19 protein-coding genes, 1 pseudogene and 1 riboswitch are annotated in these 20,555 nt (G+C 70.5%); of the genes and pseudogenes, 5 read left to right on the plus strand and 15 right to left on the minus strand.

What is annotated here, in order from left to right; genetic code table 11:
* Positions 1 to 319: 319 nt before the first annotated feature.
* On the minus strand, positions 320 to 1,462 hold the full coding sequence (locus CCL05_RS34565; protein ID WP_086564598.1) for a glycosyltransferase family 4 protein: 1,143 nt from the start codon (positions 1,460 to 1,462) through the stop codon (positions 320 to 322).
* 118 nt (positions 1,463 to 1,580) lie between these two features.
* On the opposite strand from CCL05_RS34565, the gene CCL05_RS34570 reads away from it, so the two are divergent.
* Positions 1,581 to 2,819, plus strand: a complete 1,239-nt coding sequence (locus CCL05_RS34570) for a glycosyltransferase family 87 protein (RefSeq protein ID WP_086564599.1) — start codon at positions 1,581 to 1,583, stop codon at positions 2,817 to 2,819.
* Positions 2,820 to 2,867: 48 nt separating this feature from the next.
* On the opposite strand, the gene CCL05_RS34575 is transcribed toward CCL05_RS34570, so the two are convergent.
* From CCL05_RS34575 to CCL05_RS34595, 5 genes are all read right to left on the minus strand, one after another.
* Positions 2,868 to 4,052 carry a hypothetical protein gene (locus CCL05_RS34575; RefSeq protein ID WP_086564600.1) on the minus strand — a complete coding sequence of 395 codons (1,185 nt, stop codon included), beginning with the start codon at positions 4,050 to 4,052 and terminating at the stop codon, positions 2,868 to 2,870.
* A 33-nt stretch (positions 4,053 to 4,085) separates the two neighbouring features.
* A complete protein-coding gene (locus CCL05_RS34580) occupies positions 4,086 to 5,099 on the minus strand; it encodes a C40 family peptidase (RefSeq protein WP_086564601.1) in 1,014 nt (337 codons plus the stop codon).
* Positions 5,100 to 5,320: 221 nt separating this feature from the next.
* Positions 5,321 to 6,361, minus strand: coding sequence for a C40 family peptidase (locus CCL05_RS34585; RefSeq protein ID WP_086564602.1), 1,041 nt, complete (start codon positions 6,359 to 6,361; stop codon positions 5,321 to 5,323).
* A 245-nt stretch (positions 6,362 to 6,606) separates the two neighbouring features.
* The gene (locus CCL05_RS34590; protein ID WP_086564603.1) at positions 6,607 to 7,956 is read right to left on the minus strand and encodes an NYN domain-containing protein; all 1,350 of its coding nucleotides are present in this window, start codon (positions 7,954 to 7,956) and stop codon (positions 6,607 to 6,609) included.
* Between the two features lie 37 nt (positions 7,957 to 7,993).
* Complete coding sequence (locus CCL05_RS34595; RefSeq protein ID WP_003989675.1) at positions 7,994 to 8,233, minus strand: hypothetical protein; 240 nt, start codon at positions 8,231 to 8,233, stop codon at positions 7,994 to 7,996.
* A gap of 159 nt (positions 8,234 to 8,392) precedes the next feature.
* On the opposite strand from CCL05_RS34595, the gene CCL05_RS34600 reads away from it, so the two are divergent.
* From CCL05_RS34600 to CCL05_RS34610, 3 genes and pseudogenes are all read left to right on the plus strand, one after another.
* The gene (locus CCL05_RS34600; RefSeq protein WP_086564604.1) at positions 8,393 to 9,145 is read left to right on the plus strand and encodes a rhomboid family intramembrane serine protease; all 753 of its coding nucleotides are present in this window, start codon (positions 8,393 to 8,395) and stop codon (positions 9,143 to 9,145) included.
* Positions 9,142 to 9,423 carry an Lrp/AsnC family transcriptional regulator gene (locus CCL05_RS34605; RefSeq protein WP_086564605.1) on the plus strand — a complete coding sequence of 94 codons (282 nt, stop codon included), beginning with the start codon at positions 9,142 to 9,144 and terminating at the stop codon, positions 9,421 to 9,423. Before CCL05_RS34600 ends, CCL05_RS34605 begins: the two co-directional genes overlap by 4 nt.
* A gap of 120 nt (positions 9,424 to 9,543) precedes the next feature.
* Positions 9,544 to 9,959, plus strand: a pseudogene (locus tag CCL05_RS34610) (glycerate kinase); the annotation flags it as partial.
* Here CCL05_RS34610 and CCL05_RS34615 read toward each other — a convergent pair.
* The 6 genes from CCL05_RS34615 to ctaE form a co-directional block, all read right to left on the minus strand.
* Positions 9,914 to 11,296: an aminotransferase class V-fold PLP-dependent enzyme gene (locus CCL05_RS34615; RefSeq protein ID WP_086564606.1), complete on the minus strand. Its 1,383-nt coding sequence runs from the start codon at positions 11,294 to 11,296 to the stop codon at positions 9,914 to 9,916. The pseudogene CCL05_RS34610 and the gene CCL05_RS34615 sit on opposite strands and share 46 nt — an antisense overlap.
* 130 nt (positions 11,297 to 11,426) lie before the next feature.
* Positions 11,427 to 11,543: riboswitch (SAM riboswitch) on the minus strand.
* A gap of 77 nt (positions 11,544 to 11,620) precedes the next feature.
* A complete protein-coding gene (trpD, locus tag CCL05_RS34620) occupies positions 11,621 to 12,685 on the minus strand; it encodes an anthranilate phosphoribosyltransferase (RefSeq protein ID WP_086564607.1) in 1,065 nt (354 codons plus the stop codon).
* A gap of 136 nt (positions 12,686 to 12,821) precedes the next feature.
* Positions 12,822 to 14,444, minus strand: coding sequence for a cytochrome bc1 complex cytochrome b subunit (gene qcrB / locus CCL05_RS34625; protein ID WP_086564608.1), 1,623 nt, complete (start codon positions 14,442 to 14,444; stop codon positions 12,822 to 12,824).
* Positions 14,441 to 15,520: a cytochrome bc1 complex Rieske iron-sulfur subunit gene (qcrA, locus tag CCL05_RS34630; protein ID WP_086564609.1), complete on the minus strand. Its 1,080-nt coding sequence runs from the start codon at positions 15,518 to 15,520 to the stop codon at positions 14,441 to 14,443. The genes qcrB and qcrA overlap by 4 nt, the downstream gene beginning before the upstream one ends.
* Complete coding sequence (qcrC, locus tag CCL05_RS34635; protein ID WP_086564610.1) at positions 15,517 to 16,329, minus strand: cytochrome bc1 complex diheme cytochrome c subunit; 813 nt, start codon at positions 16,327 to 16,329, stop codon at positions 15,517 to 15,519. Before qcrC ends, qcrA begins: the two co-directional genes overlap by 4 nt.
* A gap of 77 nt (positions 16,330 to 16,406) precedes the next feature.
* Positions 16,407 to 17,027, minus strand: a complete 621-nt coding sequence (gene ctaE / locus CCL05_RS34640) for an aa3-type cytochrome oxidase subunit III (protein WP_020272940.1) — start codon at positions 17,025 to 17,027, stop codon at positions 16,407 to 16,409.
* A gap of 145 nt (positions 17,028 to 17,172) precedes the next feature.
* Between ctaE and CCL05_RS34645 the strand changes: the two genes are divergently transcribed.
* Entirely contained in the window at positions 17,173 to 17,574 is a 402-nt protein-coding gene (locus CCL05_RS34645) for a response regulator (RefSeq protein ID WP_086564611.1), read from the plus strand.
* Between the two features lie 117 nt (positions 17,575 to 17,691).
* Here CCL05_RS34645 and CCL05_RS34650 read toward each other — a convergent pair whose 3' ends face one another.
* The 3 genes from CCL05_RS34650 to CCL05_RS34660 all read right to left on the minus strand — a co-directional run.
* Positions 17,692 to 18,948 (minus strand): L,D-transpeptidase, encoded by a 1,257-nt coding sequence (locus CCL05_RS34650; protein WP_086564612.1) that lies wholly within the window; start codon positions 18,946 to 18,948, stop codon positions 17,692 to 17,694.
* 131 nt (positions 18,949 to 19,079) lie between these two features.
* Positions 19,080 to 19,478 carry a cytochrome c oxidase subunit 4 gene (locus CCL05_RS34655; RefSeq protein ID WP_086564613.1) on the minus strand — a complete coding sequence of 133 codons (399 nt, stop codon included), beginning with the start codon at positions 19,476 to 19,478 and terminating at the stop codon, positions 19,080 to 19,082.
* The coding region (locus CCL05_RS34660) for a cytochrome c oxidase subunit I (protein ID WP_208641681.1) at positions 19,475 to 20,555 on the minus strand (1,081 nt) is incomplete at its 5' end. The genes CCL05_RS34660 and CCL05_RS34655, both read right to left, overlap by 4 nt.

Below are 20,555 nucleotides of genomic sequence, written 5' to 3' on the forward strand. Positions count from 1 at the left end.
CGCCGTAGCCGGAGCCGATGACGATGGCGGGGGCGGTGTCGACTGCGGGGGGCTGCGCCGCTCGGGCGGAGTCGAGGCCGATGCGGGTGAATCCGAGGGTGGCTGCGGTTTGCAGTGCTGCCATGCCCAGGATCTGACGTCTTGTCAGCTGACGCTGCGTCAGGTTTGATGTCATGTGCGCAGCATCGGCGGATTATTTGGTTCCGCCTAGTGGGGTGCCGAGTTTTCGTCGTGGGCGTGTGCGGGTGCGTTGTGGTTGATCGCGCCCACGCGGCGGAGCCGCACATCGATACAGCCCCGCGCCCCTGAAGGACGACACCTACAGCAAGTTCCTCAAGTGCTCAGCCAGCAGGTCCCAGCGCCACTTCTCCTCGACCCATTCCCTGCCTCGCTCGCCCATCCTGCGGCGCAGGCCGGCGTCGCCCAGGAGGGTGATGATGCGGTCCGCTGCCTCCGACGGAGAGCCGCCGCGGACCACCCAGCCCGTTTCGCCGTCGAGGACCGCGTCCGGGGCGCCGCCCGAGTCACCGGCGACGACCGGGAGGCCCGTCGCCGAGGCCTCGAGGTAGACGATGCCGAGGCCCTCGACGTCCAGGCCGCCGCGGCGGGTCCGGCAGGGCATGGCGAAGACGTCGCCGGCGCCGTAGTGGGCGGGCAGCTCGGACCAGGGCACCGGGCCCGTGAAACGGACGGAGGCGGCGACGCCCGTGTCCTGGGCCAGCCTGCGGAGGTCCTTCTCGTACGGGCCGCCCCCGACGATCAGCAGTACGGCGTCCGGCTCGGCCGCCAGGATCCGGGGCATGGCCTGGATCAGGGTGTCCTGGCCCTTGCGCCGCACCAGCCGGGAGACGCAGACCACCACCGGGCGGTCCGTCAGGCCCAGCCGTGCCCGCACCTCGTCGCCGCCCGAGCCGGGGTGGAAGGTCTTCTCGTCGACGCCCGGCGGCAGCTGCGCCATCCGCGCGGCCGCGTGCGGGCTCAGCGCGCCGGCGATGCGGGAGCGCGTGTACTCGCCGAGGTAGGTGATCGTGTCCGTGGAGTCGCCGATCCGGCGCAGCAGCTGCCGGGCGGCGGGCAGCTGTGCCCAGCCGGCCTCGTGGCCGTGCGTGGTGGCGACCAGCCGTTCGGCGCCCGCGCTCCGCAGCGCCGGTGCCATCAGGCCGAGGGGGGCCGCCGCCCCGAACCACACGGAGGTGCACCCGTGCTCCCGCAGCAGCCCGACGGCCCGCCGGGTGGCGCCCGGCGTCGGCAGCAGCATGGTCGTGCGGTCCCGTACGACGGTGAAGGGCTGTTCGGCGTCGAAGGCGGCGGTCGCCGACACGCCCTCCCGGCTCCGCTTCCAGGTCGACGCGTAGACGACCAGCCGCTGCGGGTCCAGCCGCAGCGCCATGTTGTGCAGAAACGCCTGGATGCCGCCCGGCCGGGGCGGGAAGTCGTTCGTCACGATCAGGGTCTTGCGCACGCCGCCGACCCTACCGAACCGCCCCGCACGGCCCTGCACGCCGGCAGGTGTGGCACGCTCACAGCTGTCGGGGACATCATGGCTTCTTCGACACGGCACGCGGACGGGCAGGGATTCGGTGAGGACGACGGGCGCGAAGCGGTCCCTGGCATGGCTGCTGGTGGCCTGGGGCATCACGAGGCTGGTGCTGCTGCTGTTCGTACTGAAGGTGTACGTCTTCCCGGGCCCGGACGTCACGAGCGACGTGTCCGTGATCTACCACGGCTGGTACGACGTCCTGCGCAGCGGAACGTTCCCTCGGGAGGACGTCACCTGGCAGTACCCGCCCGCCGCCGCCCTGGCGATCCTCTCCCCCGGCCTGCTGCCCTTCCTGCCCTACGCGACCGCGTTCTTCGTGCTGGTCTGCGTCACCGACCTGGCCGTCCTGGCCCTGCTGGCATATGCGGGCCGGCGCCCGGGCAGGTCGCTGCGCGGCGCCTGGGTGTGGGTGGCGGGCGTGCCGCTGCTCGGGCCGACGGTGTACGCGCGCTACGACGTGATGGTCACGGCGGTGGCCGTGGCGGCGCTGCTCGCGGGCGCCCGGCACCCCAAGGTGATGGGGGTGCTGGCCGCGTTCGGCGCGCTGCTGAAGGTCTGGCCGGCGATGCTCCTGCTGGCCGCCCGCCGGCCCGCCTCCTGGGTGTCGGCCCTGGTCACCGGCGTCGCGGTGACGGGCGTGTGCGCCCTGGCCGCGCCGGGGGCGTTCACCTTCCTGACCTCCCAGCGCGACCGGGGCACCGAGGTGGAGTCGCTGGGCGCGCTGGTCTTCCATGTCGCCCGGCACTTCGGCTGGCGGGGCGAGGTGCGGCTGCACTACGGCTCGATCGAGTTCCTCGGGCCGTACGTGAGCGAGGTGAGCACGGGCGCGCTGTTCCTGACGGGGGCGGCCTTCGGCTGGCTGGTGCTGTGGCGGCTGCTGGCCCGGACCTTCGAGGAGCACACGGTCGCCGACGCGGCCTTCGTGGCGGTGCTGATGTTCACCACCACCAGCCGGGTGATCAGCCCGCAGTACATGGTGTGGCTGGTCGGGCTGGCCGCGGTCTGCCTGTACTTCCCCGGGAGCCGGATGCGGCTGCCGGTCGGGCTCGTCCTGGTGGCGTGTTTCGTGACGGTGCTGGAGTTCCCGCTCTACTTCGCCAACGTGGTGGCCAGCGACGGCCTCGGCCTGACCCTGCTGTTCCTGCGCAACGGCCTGCTCGTCGCCGCCACGCTCCTCGCCGCCCGCGCCCTGTGGCGGGCGACGGTACCGCGCACGGCCCCCGCCCCCGTACCCGCTCAGCCCACCACCCGCACCGACGAGACCCCGGTCTCCACCTGAGCGGGAGCCCGCCGGGACGGCACGCCCGCCCAAGAGGGCCGCGGGCGGTCAGCCCAGCTGGACCCTCAGATAGTCCCGCCACTGCGCCGTGAAGGCCTCCGGCGTCGTCCCCAGCACGTCGCGCATCGCCTCCTCCACCGCCCCGGCCCGCTTCCGGTGCTCCCCGACGGCCCGGTAGAACGCGCTCAGCCGCGCCTCGCCCCAGCGGTCGGCGATCAGCCGGCACGCCGTCCAGCCGCTCTCGTAGGCCCGGGCCAGGCGGCTCGCGTCGCCGGTGAAGCCGAAGTCCCTGTCGCCGGGGAGGGCGGACGGGATCCGGCCCTGGGTCACCGCGCGGGACAGTTCGGGCGCGGCCTCGGGCGGGGTGCGGCCGGCGGCCCGGTAGCCGACCCAGTCGGCGTAGCCCTCGGACAGCCAGAGCGGGGTGGCGGGGGTGGTGTGGGCGCGGGTGGCGACATGGGTCGTCTCGTGGGTGACGACGACCTGCTCGCCCAGGCTCCCGAGGAGGGCGAACGCGTCCGGGTTGACGATGACGCGGTCCGCGGGCGCCCGCGCCGGTGCTCCCGTCTCGCCGGTGGTGACCGCCGCGATGCCGCGGTAGGAGGAGGCGGGTGAGCCGAGCAGCCTGGCCATCCCCTCCAGCGACTTCGGTACGAGCAGGACGACGCGTCGGCCCCAGTCCCTGCCCCACGCCTGGGAGACGGCGGGCACCGCGCGGTCGGCCAGGTCCGCGAAGCCGCGCAGCGACCGGCCGGACTGTCCGACGCCGAGGACCAGGCTGTGCTCGCCCCGGACGGCCTGTACGGCGCCCTGGTCCCACAGCTGCTGGGCGGACTTCCTGGCGGGCCGGTCGGCGTCGACGGACCACTGCCCGTCCGCGTCGCGGCTCAGCCGCAGGGTGCGGCCGGCGGTCACCGGCGCCCGGTCGTACCCCGCGACGCGGTAGCGCAGTTCGGCGTCGGCGGTGGCGGTGTCGCCGCTGCGGTGCAGGGCGGTCACGCGGTACGACCAGGCGGCCAGGGGCAGCGCGCGCACCTGGGCGAAATCCGCCCCCGCGCCCGTGCGCGCGTAGGACCGCTCGTCGTGGTCGAGGACCGCGGCGGCCCGCCGGTCGAGGAGCCGCTGGACGTCCGCCGTGGCGCTGTCGGCGGCGGACCGGCCGCCGCATCCGGTCAGGGCGACGAGCAGCACGACGAGCGCCACCACCGGGGACCTCGACCTTCGACCAGCCACGGTCCCGATCGTACGGGCGCCGGGCCGCGCCGGTCAGACCCTGGTGACGGACGAGACGGGCATCATCCCGACCGGGTCGTAGCGCACGGGCGCGCCGGGATAGGGCGCGTGGATGACCTGGCCGTCGCCCATGTACATCCCGACATGGCTGGCGTCGCCCCGGTAGACGACCAGGTCGCCGGGGCGCGCCTCGGACAGCGGGACCTGCCGGCCGGCGTACCGCTGGGCCTGCGAGGTGCGCGGCAGAAAGACCCCGGCCTGCGCGTACGACCACTGCGTCAGGCCCGAACAGTCGAAGCCGGAGGGGCCGTTGGCGCCCCAGATGTAGGGCTTGCCGAGCGCGCTGCGGGCGGCGGCCACGGCGGCGGCTCCGCGTCCCGTGGCGGCGGTGGCGCCGCCGAGGCCGGGGATGCCGTCGCGGCCGGAGCGGGAGGCGCGGCCGTAGGCGTCACGCTCGCTGTCCGGAAGGGAGTTGAGCAGCCGCCGGGCGGTGGCGAGCTTGTGCTCGACGGTCTTCTTGTGGGCAGCGACGGCCTTGCGGCTCTTCTCCAGGTCGCGGAGCTTGCCGGCGGCCTCCGCACGGTCCTGGGCGAGTTCGCGCATGGCCTGCTGAAGCTCCTTCAGCTCACCGGCCTGGTGGGCCGTGATGCGGTCCAGCCGGGAGGCCTTGTCGAGATAGTCGTCCGGGTCGTCGGAGAACAGCAGGGCGAGGGACGGGTCGATGCCGCCCGACCGGTACTGGGCACCGGCGAGCGAACCGAGCGACTCCCGCATGGAGTTGATGCGCTGCTGCTGCCGGGCGATCCGGTCCCGGGCGGTGCCGACCTCGTCGCGCAGCCGGTCGGCGCGCTCGTCGGCCTCGTTGTAGGCCTCGGTCGCCTTCTCGGCCTGCTCGTAGAGGCGGTCCACCGTGGCCCGGGTGTCGTCGTACGGTGCGGCCGGGGCCGGTACCGCGCCCAGGGCGGCGGCCGTGACCGAAAGGAAGCTGACCGCGACACTGGCGTTCCGGTCGAACCCGGACGGTGCAAGACGGCGATGGGACCCCACGGGAAGCCGCTCTCCTTCCGCTGGCGGACTAGGAAACGCGGCAGACAGTAGCGGCGCGACGGGGGGCCGCCAACGACCATCCGTGGGTATGCGGCACGACGCCCCGCCACTGACGCAGGTCACCGGCGGGGCGTGGGCTCACTCGACGTTGCCGTGATTCGCCCGAACGGCGGACACGGTGTCCTGATCTTGGAGACGCCGGGGACTCCCGGGCGCCGGGATCAGACGCGGACGCCGAACATGAACGGGCCGCCGATGGTGTCCATCGACTCGTAGCGGACGACCGTGCCGGTGCGCGGGGCGTGGATGATCTGCCCGTTGCCGGCGTAGAGGCCGACGTGGTGCAGGTCGTTGAAGAAGAAGACCAGGTCGCCGACCTTGAGCTGGCTGACCGAGTAGATCTTGGTGCCGTACTGGGCCTGCGCCTCGGAGGTCCGCGGGATCTGCACGCCGGCCGCGGCGTACGCCCGGGAGGTGAGGCCGGAGCAGTCGTAGGAGCTCGTGCCGGTGGCGCCGTAGACGTAGGGCTTGCCGAGCTGGCTCTGCGCGAAGGCGTAGGCCGCGGCGGCGCGTCCGGAGCCGGGCGGGACGTTGCCGGTGATGGCGTCGCGCTCGCTGTCGCGGCTGGCGCGGTCCTGCTCGGCGGCGAGCGCCTGCTTCTCGGCGGCGGTGAGGCTGTTGAGCAGCTTCTGCGCGGAGGCGAGCTTGCCCTGGACTTCCTTCTTCTTCTTGCCGAGTTCGGCCCGGGTGGAGGCGAGGTCCTTGAGCTTCTCGGAGGCCTCGGCGCGCTCCTGGGCGAGTTCGCGCTGCTTCTCCTGGACCTTCTTCAGCGCCTCGACCTGCTGGCTGCTCAACTGGTCGAGCGTGGAGGCCTTGTCGAGGTAGTCGTCCGGGTCTGCGGAGAGGAAGAGCTGCACGGAGGGGTCGATGGAGCCGGTCCGGTACTGCGACGCGGCCGCGAGGCCCAGGCTGTCGCGCAGCTCGTTGAGCTCCTCCTGGCCGCGGGCGACGTTGTCCTGGATCGTGGAGATCTCCTTCTGGAGCTTCTCCTGCTTCTCCTTGGCCCCGTTGTACTTCTCGGTGGCCTGCTCCGCCTGCTCGTAGAGCTTGTCGACCTTGGCCTTGACCTCGTCCTTGCTCGGCTTCTCGCTGGGGGCGGCGTTGGCGGCCTGCGAGCTGAAGGCGACGGCAGCGGCGGCGGCGGTGGTCAACACGGTCACACGTGCGCGGCTCGGCTGCTTGGGACGACGGTGGGACGCCACGGGTGAAAAGCTCCTTCTGGCTCCTCCGCCGTCTCTCCCGATGAGTGATCACCCGAGCGGAGGTTCGGCCTGACCCTAGTGACCTTCCTGTGATCAGTTCAAATCCTCAGCTGAAAAATTGCGTCACGGTGAGCCATCTTTTCACCTTGACTCACAGGCGGTGAGCCCCATTTGACGCAACGTGGCACACAGACCTCACCAATTCGGGCATGAAGCCCGTACGTTACGCATGGTGCGAACAGTCGCTAGCCCCGCGAAAGGCGCTTCAGCAGCATCGCCGAGGCCACCGGTCGGGCGCCCGCGCGGGCCACGCCGTCGGCGACCTCCCGGTCGGTGGAGGCGACGATGACCGGCCGGCCGGGCGGCTCCGCGCGCACCAGCTGGCGGATCAGCTCGTCGGCGGTGACGCCCGGCTTCGAGAACAGCACCCGGACTCCGCGCGGGGGCGCGAGCAGGACCGGCGCGGCCAGTTCGGCCCCGTCGAAGACACACGTGACCTCGGCGCCGCTCTGCGCCGCCAGTTGTGAGAGCTGCCCCAGCAGCCGCAGGCGCTGCTTCTCCAGCGGCATCTGCGGATAACCCGTCTTGGTGACGTTGTAACCGTCGACGACCAGATGGGCCTGCGGCAGTGCCAGCAGCTGGTCGAGGACCTGCGGGTCGTCCTCGGACAGGGCGCGGGCGGCGATGTCCTTGGGGCTCATCCGGCCCGGCTCGACGGCGTCCACGGTCTCGGCGGGCCGCACGGACACCGGCGGCAGGGCCAGTTCGCGCCGGAGCCCCTGGGTGGCGTCCAGCAGGGTGTCCAGCAGCAGCCGTACCCGCATGTCCTCGACGCTGCGGCCCTCGCGCGCGGCCCGGCGCGTTGCCTCCAGGGCGGCCTCGGTCTCCCCCAGCCGGGCCTTGAGCCGCCGGCTCTCGCTCTCGGCGGCGGACACCTGGGCCTGCCCCTCGGCGCGGACGGCCTCGATCTCGCCGTGCGCCTTGCGCAGGGCGGCCTCGCCGCGCTTGACGTCGCTGAGGGCGGCGCGCAGCTTGCGGTGCAGCGACTCGGTTTCCTTCTTGGCCGATTCCAGCTCCGTGCGCAGCCGCTCCGTCTCGGCCCTGGTGTGGTCGCGGGCCCGGTCCAGCTCGGTGCGCAGCCGCTCCAGCTCGGCGCGGTTCTCCTCGTCGGCCCGCTCGGCGTCCGCCCGCTGGGCCTCCTCGCCGGCGGCGGTCACGAGCTTCACCCAGCCGTGGGGCCGCAGTACGTAGGCCGCGGCCGCCACGTCGAGCGGGTCCGCGGCCGGGGGCGGGGAGCCTGAGTCGAGGGCGCCGGTCAGTTCCGGCTGGGCCTCTCTGAGCTTCTCCCCGATGCGCTGCCGGAACAGCGGGTCGGTCTCCAGTGCCGCGGCCATGGCGTTGCCGGCGAACTTGGCCCGGCGGTTCGGGGCGAACCGGGCGTACTGCCTGAGCTGCGCGGGCAGCTCGCCGACCGTCAGCGAACCGAAGCCGTCGGAAACGATCTGGACGACTCTGCGGCGCACGCCGTCGGGCAGCGGACGGTCGAGCACCTCGGCGGCGCCGTCGCCCGGCCCCCCGCCTGTGGTCTCCACCATCCGTCACACCCCAATGCCTGTGCGGAGCCGGCTCCCCTCAGGAGCCGGCACCCGGCCTGTCCACGAGTTCCACCTGGTCCACCGCGTTGCACCAGCGGCAGCGCACCGACTCGATGGTCTCACTGAGCACCTCGCGCTCCTCGACCTTCGGCTCTCCGGCCAGGTCGAGGTGGACGTACTCGACGACCTTCGAGGAGCGGGTCACGTCGAACCTCGTGAGGTTGCCGCAGAGGGTGCAGCGCCACCGCGTCTCGGCGGTCGGCAGGGGAACCGTCATCGTGGCCTGTTCTCTTTCCTTCTAGTGTCCGTGACGCCACCGGCATCCCCGGTGCGTGTGGCTCGTAACCCTACGGCCTGGCGGGTCCTCGCCGCCCACGCGTCCACGGCGGCGAGGCGGTCTGTGCGGTTGCGTCCGGTTACGTCATGCTCTGTAGCCATGATCAGCAAGTGGAGTGCGTCGATCGTCCGGGCCGGCAGATCGGTCCGGGGGTCGTCGGCGCCGGTGACGTACTCACTGATCGCCCTGTGCTGCGCGGTCTTCCTGGCCGGACCCGCCTCGGGGCTCGGCCCTGCGTACGGCACGGGCGACGAGCTGCTCGCCGCGCAGCGGGCCTATTTCCGGCGCTGGGGCGTGATCCCCGCAGAACTGTTCGAGGGGTCCGCCGGATCGGCCCTCACCCCCGCGACGGCCCTCTTCGTCCACGGCAGCTGGGTGCACCTGCTCGGCAACATGCTCTTCCTCTACGTCTTCGGGGCGATGACCGAGGAGCGGATGGGCCGGGTGCAGTTCACCCTGTTCTACGTCGGCTGCGGCTCTCTGGCCCTGCTGGGCTACGCCGCCGCCAACGCGGACTCCGAGCAGTCCCTGGTCGGTGCGTCGGGGGCGATCTCGGCGGTCCTCGGTGCGTTCCTCTATCTGTTCCCCCGGGCCCGGGTGACCAGTCTCCTGCCGTTCCTCTTCTTCCTGCCGGTGCGCTTCCCGGCCTGGGTCGTGCTGCCGTTCTGGGCGGCGCTCCAGTGGCTGGCGGCGGGGCGGGCCCCGGACGGGCCGGGCGTGGCCTACCTCGCCCACCTGGTGGGCTTCGGCCTCGGCTTCGGCTACGCGTCGGTCCGCTACGGCCGTCCCGCCGGTCCCACTAGAGTGAAGTCCGCCCCTGCTCCGGCCCCTGAGGGAGAGAACCAGCCGTGATCACCGCGATCGTCCTCATCAAGACCAGCGTGGACCGGATCCCCGAGATCGCGGAGTCGATCGCGGCGCTGGACAGCGTCAGCGAGGTCTTCTCCGTCACCGGCACCTACGACCTCATCGCGATGGTCCGGGTGAAGCAGCACGAGGACCTGGCGGAGGTCATCCCCGGCCGGATCAGCAAGATCCCCGGCGTGGAGGGCACGGACACGCACGTGGCGTTCCGCACCTACTCGCAGCACGACCTGGAGGCGGCGTTCGCGATCGGGCTGGACAGCTAGCGCCGTCCAGCCTGCCGGGCCCCGGATGAAGAGTTCTTCATCCGGGGTTCACCATCGGCTCCGGATCCGGCCGCAGGATCGGGCGCATGGCTTTCTCCCCTCGTACGGCGGCCCTGTCCGCTCGGCGCCAGGCTCCTCCCCCGCTTCGACGTGCTGCTGGACCACCTCGACCTGGACGCCCGGCCGGCCCGCGCCGACCTGGTGATCACCGCCGAGGGGCCCCGGACCGCCAGACGCCGCGCGGCAAGGTCCCCGCCGAGGTGGCCCGCCGGGCCACGCTCCACGGCCGCCCGGTCCTGGCCCTGGCGGGCACGCTCGGCGAGGGCGCGCACGAGGTGCCGGGCGTGGACGCCTGCCACGGCATCCTGCCCGCCCCGATGGAGCCGGCCGAGGCACTGCTGCACGCGAGCGAACTGCTCACCGACGCCACGGAACGGGCCCTGCGGGTGATCGTCCTCGGCACCCGGCTACGTCCGGTGTCCGAACCCGTTCAGGCGGAGGTGTCCGGCACGCAACGCCCGTCCTCCGTGCGGTAGCTCCACCGCGCCCCGTCCGTCACGAGCTCGCGCACGGCCCGTACGAACCGCTCCACGTGCTCGTCCGGCGTGCCCGCGCCGAAGCTGACCCGGATGGCGTTGAGGGACTTCTCGCCGGGCGCGGCCTCGGGCGACCCGCACTCGCCCTGCGTCTGCGGGTCGCTGCCGAGCAGCGTGCGCACCAGCGGGTGGGCGCAGAACAGCCCGTCCCGCACGCCGATGCCGTACTCGGCGGAGAGCGCCGCGGCGAAGTGGGAGCTGTTCCAGCCCTCGACGACGAAGGAGAGCACACCGACGCGCGGGGCGTCGTCCCCGAAGAGGGACAGGAACCGCACCTGAGGGACGTCGGCGAGCCCCTCCCGCACCTTCCCGACCAGGTACTGCTCCCGGGCGACGAGGGTGTCGAAGCCGGCCTCCGTCAGCGCCTTGCAGGCGGAGGCCACGGCGTAGGCGCCGATGACGTTGGGCGATCCGGCCTCGTGACGGGCGGCGCTGTCGTGCCACTCCACGTCCACTCCCCCGTCCGTGCGCCGGGTGACCTTGCGGCTGGCGCCGCCGCCCGCGAGATACGGCTCGGCCTCGCGCAGCCAGTCGGCCCGCCCGGCCAGGACACCGGACCCGAAGGGCGCGTACAGCTTGTGCCCGGAGAAGGCGACCCAGTCGACGTCGAGGTCGGCGACGGACACGGGGTGGTGCGGGGCCAGCTGGGCGGCGTCGAGCACGATCCGGGCGCCGTGCGCGTGCGCGGCCGCCGCGAGTTCCCGTACGGGCCACAGTTCGCCGGTGACGTTCGAGGCGCCGGTGACGCAGACCAGGGCCGGGCCGTACCCCTCTTCAATGGACACAGTACGGTCGGCGAGGGCGCGCTCCAGGGTCTCGACGGCCTGGCGGGGGCTGCGCGGGGCGTCGAGGTACGTGACGCGGGCGTCGCGCCAGGGCAGCAGGGAGGCGTGGTGCTCGGTCTCGAAGACGAAGACCTGGCAGCCGGCCGGGAGCGCGGCGGCGAGGAGGTTGAGGGAGTCGGTGGTGGACCGGGTGAAGACCACCTGGTCACCGTCCCGGCAGTCGAGGAACTCCGCGACGGTCCGGCGGGCGTTCTCGAAGAGGTCGGTCGACAGCTGGGACAGGTACCCGGCCCCGCGGTGGACGCTGCCGTAGTACGGCGCGTAGGCGGCGACGTCGTCCCAGACCCGCTGGAGCGCCGGGGCGCTGGCGGCGTAGTCGAGCGCGGCGTAGGTGACCTCGCCCCCTGTGACGAGCGGAACGGTGACGTCCCGGCCCAGAACGGGCAGCGGGGCACAAACGGACTGGGCGGCGGCGACGGTGGAGACGGACATGACGGAACTCCCGTGAAGGCAGGTGGAATCCGCCCGCGAGGACGTGCCTCGAGCGGGGGTGAAGGAAAGAGGGGTGCGGAGGCGGGGCTCTGCGGCCCTATCGCATTCGCTGGTTCACGAGAGACTCCTCGTCACGCGCTTGCCACAGACCTCGCTGCCTGCGGCCTGGTCTTCACCCGGGGCACCCCGCCACGGACGGAGGGTTGCCGGACAGTCGGCCGGGGCCTCATGACTGTCACTCATGACCTGGTCAGGAACGTACGCGAAAAGATCGGCGTCCCGCAACCCGAGTCCGGATCGCGGGACACCCGGCGTCAGACAGCCCTACGCGTTGCTCGCCGCCACCCACCGCTCCAGGGTCCGCCTGGCGGCCCCGGAGTCGATCGATGCGGCCGCCTTCGCCATGCCGGCGCCGATCTGCTCGGCGAGTGTCCCCGGGCCGGGTTCGAGGGCCACGAGGGCCGCCGCCGAGTTCAGCAGGACCGCGTCGCGCACCGGGCCCGTCTCGCCGTCGAGCAGCCGCCGGGCGACCTCCGCGTTGTAGGAGGCGTCGGCGCCGCGCAGGGCCTCCACGGGGACGAGTTCGAGGCCCACGTCGCGCGGGTCGAAGGCCTCCTCGGTCACCTTGCCGTCGCGGACGACCCACACTCTGGACGTGGCGGTGGTGGTCAGTTCGTCGAGGCCGTCGTCGCCCCGGAAGACCAGGGACGAGTGGCCGCGCTCGGCGAAGACGCCCGCGACGATCGGTGCCATGCGCGGGTCCGCGACACCGACGGCCTGGGCGCGTACCTTCGCCGGGTTGGTCAGCGGACCGAGGACGTTGAAGATCGTCCGGATGCCCAACTGGCCGCGCGCGGCGCCCGCGTGGCGCATCGCCGGGTGGAACTTCGCCGCGAAACAGAAGGTGATCCCGGCCTCCTCGGCGACCTGGGCCACCCGGTGCGTCGGCAGCTCCAGGTTGACGCCGAGCTTCTCCAGCACGTCCGACGCCCCGGACGCCGACGACGCCGCGCGGTTGCCGTGCTTGACGACCTTCGCGCCCGTGCCGGCGATGACGATCGCCGACATCGTGGAGATGTTGACGGTCTTCGCCCCGTCGCCGCCCGTGCCGACGATGTCGACGGCCGGGCCCGGCACCTCGATCACGTTCGCGTGCGCGTACATCGCCCGGACGAACCCCGCGATCTCCTCGACGGTCTCGCCCTTGGCCCGCAGCGCCACCACGAGGCCGGCGATCTGGGCGTCCGTCGCCTCGCCGCGCATGATCAGGTCCATCGCCCACGCGGTGTCGTCGGCGGTCAGGTCCCGGCGGTCCAGCAGACCGTTCAACAGCAGGGGCCAGGAGCGGCCCGCCGCGGTGTCGCCTCCAGCGGGGGTCACAGCGCTCATAAGCCGCTCCAGGGTCAGGCGTCCCGCACTACGGGACGAGAGTCTCAACGAGGTCCACCCTATCCAGCCCCAGGGCACGCGAAGGGCCCCGTCCGAACACCGGACGGGGCCCTTCTGTGGCGTGGCGAAGCAGTGATCAGTGGTGGCCGTGGCCGCTCGTGATCTCCCGGTACTCCTCGGCGGTCGGCTTCGGGATCTGGGCTCCCTCGCCGTAGTAGGACTCGCTGAGCTTGGCGCGCAGCTTCTCGGAGCCCTTCACCTTGCGCTCGACACCGTTCTCGTCGACCGTCGGGCCGATCTCGGCCGGCTTGTACTGCTCGTGCGCCGTGAGCGTGTACATCTGCTCCTGGCTGAGCGGCTCGTGCACCTCGATGAACTCACCGTGCGGCAGGCGCTTGATGATGCCCGACTCGCGGCCGTGCAGCACCTTCTCCTTGTCGCGGCGCTGGAGGCCGAGGCAGATGCGCTTGGTGATGATGAAGGCGACGACCGGTCCGAGGAAGAACCCGATCCGGACGAACCAGGTGACCGAGTTGATCGACAGATGGAAGTGGGTGGCGAAGATGTCGTTGCCACCGCCGATCAGCATGATCATGTAGCCGGTGACCCAGGCGACACCGAAGGCCGTGCGCGTCGGGGCGTTGCGCGGCCGGTCCAGGATGTGGTGCTCGCGCTTGTCCCCGGTGACCCACGACTCGATGAACGGGTAGAGGGCGATGATCCCGAGGAACAGGCCGAAGAGGACCAGCGGGATGAACACGCCCAGGACGAGCGTGTGGCCCCAGAGGTTGATCTCCCAGCCCGGCATGGCGCGGACCAGACCCTCGGCGAAGCCCATGTACCAGTCGGGCTGCGCGCCCGTCGACACCTGGTCGGGCCGGTAGGGGCCCAGGACCCAGATGGGGTTGACGGTCGCGATGCCGGCGAGGGCCGCGATGGCACCGAAGACCAGGAAGAAGAAGCCTCCGGCCTTGGCCATGTAGACCGGCAGCAGCGGCATGCCGACGACGTTCTTGTTGGTCCGGCCGGGACCCGCGAACTGGGTGTGCTTGTGGTAGAAGACCAGGATCAGGTGGCCGACCACGAGCCCGAGCATGATGCCCGGCAGCAGCAGGATGTGGATCGAGTAGAACCGGGCGACGAAGTCGGTGCCCGGGAACTCCCCGCCGAACAGGAACATCGAGATGTACGTACCGACGATCGGCACGGACAGGATCGCGCCCTGCGTGAAGCGGACACCGGTGCCGGAGAGCAGGTCGTCCGGGAGCGAGTAGCCGGTGAAACCGGTGAACATGCCCAGGACGAACAGCAGGAAGCCGAACATCCAGTTGATCTCGCGCGGCTTGCGGAACGCGCCGGTGAAGAAGACGCGCATCATGTGCACGAACATGCCGGCGAGGAAGATGATCGCCGCCCAGTGGTGGATCTGCCGGATGAGCAGACCGCCGCGGACGTCGAAGCTGATGTCCAGCGTGGAGGCGAACGCCTCCGACATCAGCTGCCCCTGGAGCGGGACGTAGCTGCCGTGGTACTCCACCTCGTTCATCGACGGGTGGAAGAACAGCGTCAGGTACACACCCGTCAGGATGATGATGATGAAGCTGTAGAGGCAGATCTCACCCAGCATGAAGGACCAGTGGTCCGGGAAGATCTTGCGCATGTTGGCCTTGGCCAGGGAGTAGATCCCCAGGCGGCCGTCGGCCCAGTCGGCGACCCGCTCTCCGGCGGGTGCCTTGCGGCGGTCGTCCTTGTTACTCATCCGCGCTCCCAGAAGGCAGGACCGACGGGCTCTTCGAAGTCGCCGAGCGCCTCGAGGTAGCCCTCGTCGTTCACGCCGATGCGCAGCTGCGGCAGGGCGTGACCGGCGGGACCGAAGATCACTCGGGCACCGTCGGACAGGTCGAAGGTGGACTGGTGGCAGGGGCAGAGCACGTGGTGCGTCTGCTGCTCGTACAGGGAGATCGGGCAACCGACGTGGGTGCAGATCTTCGAGTACGCGACGATGCCCTGGTGCGACCACTCGAGCTCGCGCTTGTCCTTGATGTTCTCCGGCTGGATCCGGACGATCATCAGGGCGGCCTTGGCGATCTCGTTCTGGAAGTCGTGGTCGTGCTCCTCCAGGCCCTCGGGCTTGGCGAAGGTCAGCGAGCCGACCGCGACGTCGGAGGGACGCAGCGGCTCGTTCGTGTTCATGTTGACGAGCAGCTTGCCCTTGGACCAGAGCGTGTGACGCAGCTTGTCCTCGGGCAGCGGGCCGAGGTCGCGCAGCAGCACGACACCGGAGAGCGGCACCAGCGTGAGCGCGCCGAACATGGTGTTGCGGATCAGCTTGCGGCGGCCGAGCGCGGACTCCTTGGCGCCCTGCTTGAAGTCCGCGAAGACCTTCTCGCGCACCTCGGGCTCCGCCTCGATCGGGTGCCGCTCGTCGGCGATCTCCACGTCCGACATCAGGGTGCGGGCCCAGTGGACCGCGCCCGCGCCGATGCAGAACAGCGCGATGCCCAGCGTCAGGCCCAGCGCGAAGTTCAGCGCGCTGATGTGGCCCAGCGGGAAGATGTAGACCGACTTGTCGACCGGGAGCGCCACGAACGAGGCGATGAAGGCGATGGTGGCCAGCATCGACACCGTGAACAGCAGGGCGACCGAGCGCTCGGACCGCTTGGCGGCCCGCTCGTCGACGTCCTGGATCCGGTGCTCGTGAGGGGGCAGGCCCGGGTCGGCGAACGGGTGCTCGTCCGCGGGGGTCAGCGCCCCGTGCCCGTGCTCGTCATGTCCTGCGGACTGCTCGGACTGCTCAGCAGGCAGGTTCTCTTCTGGAATGTCTTGGCTACTCATGACTTCTTGGCCTTTGCGGTCCGGGCGGCGACCCACACGGCGACGGCGATCAGCCCGCCGAGACCGAAGATCCAGCCGAACAGGCCCTCGCTGACCGGCCCGAGGCCGCCGAGCTCGAGGCCGCCGGGGCTCTCGGACTTGCTGCTGTTGACCGCGTCCAGGTACGCGATGATGTCCTTCTTGTTCTTCTCCGACAGCGTGGTGTCGGGGAAGGACGGCATGTTCTGCGGGCCGGTCTCCATGGCCTCGTAGATGTGCTTCGGGTCGACACCCTCAAGGGTCGGCGCGTACTTGCCGTGCGTCAGCGCACCGCCCTTGCCGGTGAAGTTGTGGCACTGCGCGCAGTTGGTGCGGAACAGCTCACCGCCCTTGGCGATGTCGGCTCCCTGGGGGCCGTACTGCTCCTCGGTCGGGACGGCAGGACCGGCGCCCAGCGAGGCGATGTAGGCCGCGAGCTGGTCGATCTCGGCCTGGCTGTAGATGTTCTTCTTCTTCGGGACCTGCGGGCCCTGGGAGGTGGCGGCCGGCATACGGCCGGTGCCCACCTGGAAGTCGACGGCGGCGGCGCCGACACCCACCAGGCTCGGCCCGTCGGAGGTGCCCTGACCGCCGGTGCCGTGGCAACTGGCGCAGCCGACCGAGTAGAGCTTCTTGCCCTCCTCGATGGTGAGTGACTGGGCGGTTTCGTCGGCCTCAGCCTTGCTCGTGGGTGCGAACACGGCGTACAGCCCCCCGCTGAAGAGCAGCGCGAGGAGTAGGACGACGACCGCCGCCAACGGGTGGCGTCGTCGTGCGGAGAGCTTTTTCACGGATTACCCCGGTGTCAGGATCTTCTGCGTCGGTGCTTCTGGGATGCGTGCCTCGTCGGGCGCGCGCTGCGGTCCCGCTACTTGATCATGTAGATCGTGGCGAAGAGGCCGATCCAGACGACATCGACGAAGTGCCAGTAATAGGACACGACGATCGCGGCGGTCGCCTGCTCGTGGGTGAACCTCCGGGCCGCGTAGGTCCGGCCCAGGACCAGCAGGAAGGCGATGAGACCGCCCGTCACATGCAGGCCGTGGAAGCCGGTGGTCAGGTAGAAGACCGAGCCGTACGGGTCGGAGGACAGGGACAGGCCCGCGTCCTTGACCAGCTCGGTGTACTCGAAGACCTGACCTCCGATGAAGATCGCACCCATCACGAAGGTGACGATGAACCACATCCGCAGCTTCTTCACGTCACCGCGCTCTGCGGCGAAGACGCCGAGCTGGCAGGTGAGCGAGGAGAGCACCAGGATGGTGGTGTTCGTCGCCGAGAACGGGAAGTTGAGATGGGCAGCCATCTCCTTCCAGTGATCGGGACCCGTCACCGATCGCAGGGTGAAGTACATCGCGAAGAGGGCCGCGAAGAACATCAGCTCGGAACTCAGCCAGATGATGGTTCCGACGCTGGTGAGGTTCGGCCGATTGACCGACGGGTGCGCGTGCCCGGTTTCTACTGTCGTTGCTGTCGCCACGACCGACATTATGTCGGTCGCTTATCCCGCCCTCACTCCGGGGGGTGCCGTTCGGAGTGTCTGACCCGGTCGTACCGGTGTTGACGTGGTGTTCAAGGGAGTAGCATCCGGCCCAACGGGCCTGTCCTTACGACGCTGACGTCACGGAGGAACAATGCAGCCGACCGCCACGGTGCTGGTCTACAGCGACGACTCCAACACCCGCGAGCAGGTGCGGCTCGCCACGGGACGGCGGCCGGCGCCGGACGTTCCTCTGGTGGAGTTCGTGGAGTGTGCGACTCCGGACGCGGTGCTCAGGGAGCTGGACCGGGGTGGGATCGATGTCTGTGTGCTGGACGGTGAGGCCGTGCCGATGGGGGGCATGGGGCTCTGCCGGCAGATCAAGGACGAGGTGTTCGATTGTCCGCCGGTGTTGTTGCTCATGGGGCGGCCGCAGGATGCGTGGCTCGCGACCTGGAGTCGCGCGGAGTCGGCGGTGACGTTGCCGGTGGAGCCGGTGGAGTTCGCTGCTGCCCTGGCTTCCTTGTTGCGGTCGCGGGCGGCTTTGAACGCCTAGGAGCTCGGGGGCCTCGTCGTGGGCGGGTGCGGGTGGTCTGTGGCTTGTCGCGCCCACGCGGCGGAGCCGCTTATCGACACAGCCCCGCGCCCCTGGGGACGATGCCCCTGAGGGCGTTCAGGCGCTCTGCGGGCGTAGGCGGGCCCTGTCCGCCGGGGTGGGGCCCTCCGGGGTGCCGGCCGTCAGGGCGCTGCCTGTGCGCCACTGCTTCCACTCGAGGTTCCAGTCGCCGAAGCCGTTGCCGAAGGGGGCCATCGTGTCGCCGCCGGAGTTGATGACCTTGACGATGTCGCCCTCGCGGACGGTGTCGTAGAACCAGGCGGCGTTCTCGGTGCTCATGCCGGTGCAGCCGTGGCTGACGTTGGCGTAGCCCTGGGAGCCGACGGACCAGGGGGCGGCGTGCACGTACTCGCCGCTGTTGGTGACCCGCACGGAGTGGTGGACGACCAGGTCGTAGAAGTCCGAGGCGCCGATGCTGGCGCTGGTCATCCGGACGGTGCCCTCCTTGGCGAGGACGACCTTGACGCCGTTGCGGGTGTCGTAGCCGGGCCTGCCGGTGGTGACCGGGATCTGCCGGACGATCTCGTCGTTCTTGTAGACGGTCATCTGGTGGGCCGCGGCGTCCGTGACGGCTATGACCTTGTCGGCCGTGCTGATCGTCAGCGGCTTGGCCTTGCCGCCCCGCACACGGTCGCCGACCTTGATGCCCTCCAGGTTGCTGCGGACCTGGATGGTGGCCTGTGCGGGCCAGTAGTCCTTCGGGCGGTAGTGGAGCTCCTTGTCGTCCACCCAGTGCCAGGCGCCCTCCGTGGCGGGCGTGGAGGAGACCTTCAGGGCCCGTTCGACGACGGCCCGCTGGGACCTGTCCTTGACGGGCTGGCTCAGCACGGCCGTGACGGGCTGGCCGACGCCGTACGTGCCCGCCTTGGGACCGAAGGTGACGTCCAGGCGCTTGTTGCTGGTGGGCTTGCCGGTGTCGAAGGTGAGGACCTTGCGGCCGGGCGCCCCGTCCTCGTCCTCGGTGCTCACCCGGACCGTGTAGCTGGCGTTGGCGGCGAGCGGTGAGGTGCTGTGCCAGCGGCCGCCGTCGGCGGAGAGTTCGCCGGCCACGTAGCGTCCCGTGGCGTCGTGGGCCGTGACGTCCGTGATGCGCCCGTCGGAGTCCTCGGCGACCACTTCCAGGGGCTTGTCCGGGTCGGCCTTCTTGCGGCCCTCGGAGGGGGCGTTGAAGGATATCTGGTCCGCCGCGTCGTAGGGGCGGTGGGAGAGGGGGTTGCCGTCCGAGCCGCAGGCGGTGACGCCCGCGCAGAGGGCTGTCACCAGCAGCGTGCAACTGACGGCGGTGCGGGGGCGGGAGATCGCTGTGTGGCTCATGACCTCACGCTAGGAAGCGGCGTCAAGAGCGGCACGCCGGGTGACTCGTTCGAGTGACATGGATTGCGGCAAAAGCAGGGGCCCGGACGCTCCTCACGGAGTGTCCGGGCCCCTGGAGCGCTCGGCTCGTGTTACTGGGTGCGGCTCTCACCGCGGTAGTACTCGAAGACCCAGCCCCAGATGCCGACCAGGATGATCGGCAGCGAGAAGTACAGCAGCCACCAGCCGATCGCGATGGCCAGGAAGGCGAGGGCGCCACCGATGGCCAGGGAGAGCGGCTGCCAGCTGTGCGGGCTGAAGAACCCGACCTCGCCGGCGTCGTCCGCGACGTCCGCCTCCTTGTTGTCCTGCGCACCGACGTCGACCCGCCTGGCCGTGAAGCCGAGGTAGAAGCCGATCATGATGCACAGGCCGAAGGCCAGGAAGAGGGCCGTGGTACCGGCCGGCTCCTTCGACCACACGCCATAGACGACCGCCATGGCGAGGACGAAGACGCTCAGCCACATGAACATCTTGCCCTGGATCTTCACTTGCCGGCCTCCTTGCCACCAGCGATGGCCTTCTCGCCGTGACCGACGTTCTCGAGCTGGTCGAGGGCGGCGATCTCCGGGTGGTGCAGGTCGAACGCCGGGGATTCACTGCGGATCCGCGGCATGGTGATGAAGTTGTGCCGCGGCGGCGGGCAGGAGGTCGCCCACTCCAGGGAGCGGCCGTAGCCCCACGGGTCGTCGACGCCGACCGGCTTGCCGTACTTGGCCGTCTTCCACACGTTGTAGAAGAACGGCAGGATCGACATGCCGAGCAGGAACGAGCTGATCGTCGAGATCGTGTTCAGCGCGGTGAAGCCGTCGGCCGCGAGGTAGTCCGCGTACCGGCGCGGCATGCCCTCGGCACCCAGCCAGTGCTGGACGAGGAACGTGCCGTGGAAGCCGATGAACAGCGTCCAGAAGGTGATCTTGCCGAGCCGCTCGTCGAGCATCTTGCCGGTCCACTTCGGCCACCAGAAGTGGAAGCCGGAGAACATCGCGAAGACGACGGTGCCGAAGACGACGTAGTGGAAGTGGGCCACCACGAAGTACGAGTCGGAGACGTGGAAGTCCATCGGCGGCGAGGCCAGGATGACGCCGGTCAGACCACCGAAGGTGAAGGTGATGAGGAAGCCGGTCGCCCACAGCATCGGTGTCTCGAAGGACAGCGAGCCCTTCCACATGGTGCCGATCCAGTTGAAGAACTTCACACCGGTCGGGACCGCGATCAGGAAGGTCATGAAGGAGAAGAACGGCAGCAGCACACCGCCGGTGACGTACATGTGGTGCGCCCACACCGTCACGGACAGACCCGCGATCGCGATGGTCGCGCCGATCAGACCCGTGTAACCGAACATCGGCTTGCGGGAGAAGACCGGAATGACCTCGGAGATGATCCCGAAGAACGGCAGCGCGATGATGTACACCTCTGGATGGCCGAAGAACCAGAAGAGGTGTTGCCACAGCAACGCCCCGCCGTTGGCGGAGTCGAAGACGTGCGCACCGAACTTGCGGTCCGCCTCCAGGGCGAACAGGGCCGCGGCCAGGACCGGGAAGGCCAGCAGGACCAGCACACCGGTC

It is taken from the genome of Streptomyces africanus (genome assembly GCF_002150735.1).
GTDB classification, from domain to species: domain Bacteria; phylum Actinomycetota; class Actinomycetes; order Streptomycetales; family Streptomycetaceae; genus Streptomyces; species Streptomyces africanus.

Coding starts and splice junctions, on each gene's coding strand:
- CCL05_RS34590 (WP_086564603.1), bottom strand. CDS start 7,956: ATGGTGGAGACCACAGGCGGGGGGCCGGGCGACGGCGCCGCCGAGGTG.
- CCL05_RS34595 (WP_003989675.1), bottom strand. CDS start 8,233: ATGACGGTTCCCCTGCCGACCGCCGAGACGCGGTGGCGCTGCACCCTC.
- CCL05_RS34600 (WP_086564604.1), top strand. CDS start 8,393: ATGATCAGCAAGTGGAGTGCGTCGATCGTCCGGGCCGGCAGATCGGTC.
- CCL05_RS34615 (WP_086564606.1), bottom strand. CDS start 11,296: ATGTCCGTCTCCACCGTCGCCGCCGCCCAGTCCGTTTGTGCCCCGCTG.
- trpD (WP_086564607.1), bottom strand. CDS start 12,685: ATGAGCGCTGTGACCCCCGCTGGAGGCGACACCGCGGCGGGCCGCTCC.
- qcrB (WP_086564608.1), bottom strand. CDS start 14,444: ATGAGTAACAAGGACGACCGCCGCAAGGCACCCGCCGGAGAGCGGGTC.
- qcrA (WP_086564609.1), bottom strand. CDS start 15,520: ATGAGTAGCCAAGACATTCCAGAAGAGAACCTGCCTGCTGAGCAGTCC.
- ctaE (WP_020272940.1), bottom strand. CDS start 17,027: ATGTCGGTCGTGGCGACAGCAACGACAGTAGAAACCGGGCACGCGCAC.
- CCL05_RS34645 (WP_086564611.1), top strand. CDS start 17,173: ATGCAGCCGACCGCCACGGTGCTGGTCTACAGCGACGACTCCAACACC.
- CCL05_RS34650 (WP_086564612.1), bottom strand. CDS start 18,948: ATGAGCCACACAGCGATCTCCCGCCCCCGCACCGCCGTCAGTTGCACG.